The organism is Streptomyces kebangsaanensis, assembly GCF_001906585.1.
GTDB classification, from domain to species: Bacteria; Actinomycetota; Actinomycetes; order Streptomycetales; family Streptomycetaceae; genus Streptomyces; species Streptomyces kebangsaanensis.
The window spans coordinates 1-3,318 of record NZ_JUJA01000015.1 but is presented as its reverse complement, the minus strand read 5'-3'; the positions used below and the strand labels follow the sequence as shown (position 1 = coordinate 3,318).

The window sequence follows — 3,318 nt, the reverse complement described above, 5'->3', positions numbered from 1 at the left end:
AGTCCTGCCCAGGCAGCAGGCAGAGGAAGGCAGCACCATGAGCCGGGAACGGTACGTCGCTCCTCGGACCACAGAGCCTCTCCGGTTCGAGGAGATCGCCAGGGTGCCGCACTACGCCCGCAGCACGGACAAGCCGGTGCGGTTCGTGACCGTGGCGAACCCGCGGGGGACTGTGCTGGGCTACGTCTGGGCCAACGACGAGGACGACGCAGCCGGCTGGAAGGTACGGCGGGTCGGGGGCGACGAAGCGTTCAACCGGGGCGCGCTGTACGTCTCCAGGCTCCGGGACGCGAAGGCGCGGGGACTGAGTCCCACAGCCGCTCTGGCCGAGATCGTCCGTGACACGGACCCCGCCAACCCGAGCCACGTCGTCCCCGGCTCTCTCCGCCAGGCGCCGAGCCTGGACGCGGTCAAGGAACTGGCCGACCAAGGCTGAATCAGTACCCGAGGGAGCGACACCATTGGCAGCACGACCGATCAACCCGCGCTTCGACGATGACATGCACTTCAACCTCGTGTCGCCAGGTCCGCCGCGGTACCAGACCTGGACCGACAAGCCGGTGCGGTACTTCACGGTGGTCGACAAGCAGGGCGGCGCGGCCCTCGGATACGTGTGGGCAAGCGGCGAGGACGACGCCGCCGCGTGGGTACCGCGCAAGGCCGCGGGAGGCCGGGCACTCGCCGAGGGCGGTCACTGGCACGCCCGGCTGCAGGAGGCCAAAGGGCAGGGCGTTCCGCCGTCCCGAGCCCTTGCGGAGATGCTGTCCAACCCGGAGGGCAACCGCGGGCGGGCCCTGCCGGACTCCTTGTCCGACGCCCCGAACACCGATGCGGTCAAAGCGCTCGCCAAGGGTGAATGAAGCAGGTTGAACCCATGCCCCGCCCCGTCCACTATTTCACCGTCCCCGACGGTGAAATCATCGGCTACGCCTGGGCCGGCGTCATCGATGTCGGGCGGATTCACCGGGCGGCGAGCAGCAGCAGTGCCTACAAGGCGGGGCTGAACAGCGGACACCCGGACGTCGAACTCGGAGCTTCTCGCCCGCCTTTTGGATCGGGTGCCGTTGGGCTGATGGCGGAGGACAACGAGCGGCCTGCGCCCGGCAGCGGTCTTACGCGGCGGCCAGCTCGCACCAGATGACCTTCCCCCGGTTGCCTTCCCGTGCCAGCGGCTGCCAGCCCCACAGGTCGGCGCAGGCCCGGACCAGGGCCAGTCCGCGGCCGTCCTCCTGGTCGGTGATCTGTTCCAACGGCTCGGGTGGCTCGGGCGGCCGGGGGTCCGCGTCCCATGCTCCGATCCGCAGCACGCCGGCGGACCACCGTACGCGCAGGGCGGCGGGCCCCTTGGTGTGCCGTACGGCGTTGGAGACCAGCTCGGTCGCGAGCAATTCGGCGGTGTCGGCGAGGCGGATCAGGCCGTGCATGGTCAGGATCAGGCGCAGGGTGCGGCGGCTGACGGTGACGGCGCGGGGGTCGTTCGGGATGTACAGGCAGTACTCCCAGGGATCGGTGGCGTTTTCGGGCATGCGTCAGCTCCGGTGGCGTGGTCGGCGGTGGAAGGGCGCGGTCGACCGGGCGGTGGCATTGCCGCAGCCGTCGTGGCAGGACGGAGCAGTGCGCTTCCGGGGCCCCGGAGTTCCGCAGGGTGCGCGTCGCGTCACCGACGGTAGGGGTCAAATTTGGTCCCGTGTAAGTCGTTGTCGTAATCTGCCGCTCGAACGAGGCACCGCCTCAGGGTGGTTGGGCTCAGGGAGGAAGCCATGCCACGCAGACAGCAGGCGACCGCACGTCAGGTGCGTCTGGGCGCAGAACTACGGAAGCTGCGGGAGGCCGCAGGGCTCAAGGGGCGTGAAGCTGCCGAACTGCTCGGAACGGACTCCGCCCAGGTGAGCCAGCTCGAGTGCGGCCTTGCGGGGGTCAGTGAGGCGCGTGTCCGGCGGATGGCGGCTCACTACGACTGCACAGACCACGAGTTGATCGACGCACTGGCTGCTATGGCAAGTGATCGTACGCGCGGCTGGTGGGAGGAGTACCGGGGCCTGCTGCCGAGCTCGTTCCTCGACTTCGCCGAGTTGGAACACCACGCCACGTTTCTGCGGGTAGTCGAGTTCATGTTCGTTCCCGGCCTGCTTCAGACGGAGGACTACGCTCGCGCCGTCTTCTCCTCCCGGATTCCCGAACTGCCGAGCGAAGAGCTGGAGCTGCGTGTTCGTCACCGGATGCAGCGCAAGGTGATCCTCGAAGGTCCAGCACCCACCCCGTACGAGGCTGTCGTCCACGAAGCGGCATTCCGCATCAGGGTCAGCGGCCGCTCCACCGCACGAGCCCAGCTTGCCCGGCTCATGGAACTCGCCGAGGCCGACCACATCACCGTCCGCGTGATCCCCTTCGACCTGGATGACTTCGGTGGGACCTGGAACGCGATGATGCTGGCAGGCGGTGCCGTACCGAAGCTGGACACGGCCACCCGCGACGCACCTCATGGCACAGGTTTTGTCGATTCCGAAGCCCAACTCGGCGTTTTTCGAACGCTCTTCCGTAGAGTGGAGGCCGCGTCGCTCGACCCCGAGCGGTCGCGTGACTTCATCCACAGGCTGGCCAAGGAAATGTGAGGTGTGTCGTGACCACCCCCATCATCTGGCGGAAGTCCTCATACTCGGGAGGCGGCGACGGCAACAACTGCGTCGAGATCGCAAGCCACCCCTTCCGCGTAGCCATACGCGACTCGAAGGCTCCGGTTAGGGCCACACTCTCCTTCCCGGACGGAGCCTTCACAAGCTTCATCGAGGCCTTGAAAGCACCGGAGGCTCACTTCACCACCACCGATGCCATGAGCTTGCGGGACTGATCCACATCTTTCCCGTGAGTCGCGGCGATCCGGCTCGGTGGTGAACGGAAGGACACATAAAAAGAGTGCAGGTGCAGGTGTATGGAGGAGTCCTGCCCAGGCAGCAGGCAGAGGAAGGCAGCACCATGAGCCGGGAACGGTACGTCGCTCCTCGGACCACAGAGCCTCTCCGGTTCGAGGAGATCGCCAGGGTGCCGCACTACGCCCGCAGCACGGACAAGCCGGTGCGGTTCGTGACCGTGGCGAACCCGCGGGGGACTGTGCTGGGCTACGTCTGGGCCAACGACGAGGACGACGCAGCCGGCTGGAAGGTACGGCGGGTCGGGGGCGACGAAGCGTTCAACCGGGGCGCGCTGTACGTCTCCAGGCTCCGGGACGCGAAGGCGCGGGGACTGAGTCCCACAGCCGCTCTGGCCGAGATCGTCCGTGACACGGACCCCGCCAACCCGAGCCACGTCGTCCCCGGCTCT

5 protein-coding genes and 1 pseudogene are annotated in these 3,318 nt (G+C 67.7%); 5 read left to right on the top strand and 1 reads right to left on the bottom strand.

The features are described 5' to 3' along the window. Both RH94_RS01465 and RH94_RS01460 read left to right on the top strand, forming a co-directional pair. Positions 1 to 436: pseudogene (locus tag RH94_RS01465) on the top strand (transcriptional regulator); the annotation flags it as partial. 25 nt (positions 437 to 461) lie between these two features. Further along, complete coding sequence (locus RH94_RS01460; protein WP_234425447.1) at positions 462 to 860, top strand: hypothetical protein; 399 nt, start codon at positions 462 to 464, stop codon at positions 858 to 860. A gap of 252 nt (positions 861 to 1,112) precedes the next feature. Here RH94_RS01460 and RH94_RS01455 read toward each other — a convergent pair whose 3' ends face one another. Beyond that, the gene (locus RH94_RS01455; protein WP_073945859.1) at positions 1,113 to 1,526 is read right to left on the bottom strand and encodes an ATP-binding protein; all 414 of its coding nucleotides are present in this window, start codon (positions 1,524 to 1,526) and stop codon (positions 1,113 to 1,115) included. Positions 1,527 to 1,760: 234 nt separating this feature from the next. Between RH94_RS01455 and RH94_RS01450 the strand changes: the two genes are divergently transcribed. The 3 genes from RH94_RS01450 to RH94_RS01440 form a co-directional block, all read left to right on the top strand. After that, positions 1,761 to 2,612: a helix-turn-helix domain-containing protein gene (locus tag RH94_RS01450; protein WP_073945862.1), complete on the top strand. Its 852-nt coding sequence runs from the start codon at positions 1,761 to 1,763 to the stop codon at positions 2,610 to 2,612. Between the two features lie 8 nt (positions 2,613 to 2,620). Continuing rightward, on the top strand, positions 2,621 to 2,848 hold the full coding sequence (locus RH94_RS01445; protein WP_073945861.1) for a DUF397 domain-containing protein: 228 nt from the start codon (positions 2,621 to 2,623) through the stop codon (positions 2,846 to 2,848). 125 nt (positions 2,849 to 2,973) lie between these two features. Continuing rightward, on the top strand, positions 2,974 to 3,318 hold a 345-nt coding region (locus RH94_RS01440; protein ID WP_073945858.1), incomplete at its 3' end, for a hypothetical protein.

Coding starts and splice junctions, on each gene's coding strand:
- RH94_RS01450 (WP_073945862.1), top strand. CDS start 1,761: ATGCCACGCAGACAGCAGGCGACCGCACGTCAGGTGCGTCTGGGCGCA.
- RH94_RS01455 (WP_073945859.1), bottom strand. CDS start 1,526: ATGCCCGAAAACGCCACCGATCCCTGGGAGTACTGCCTGTACATCCCG.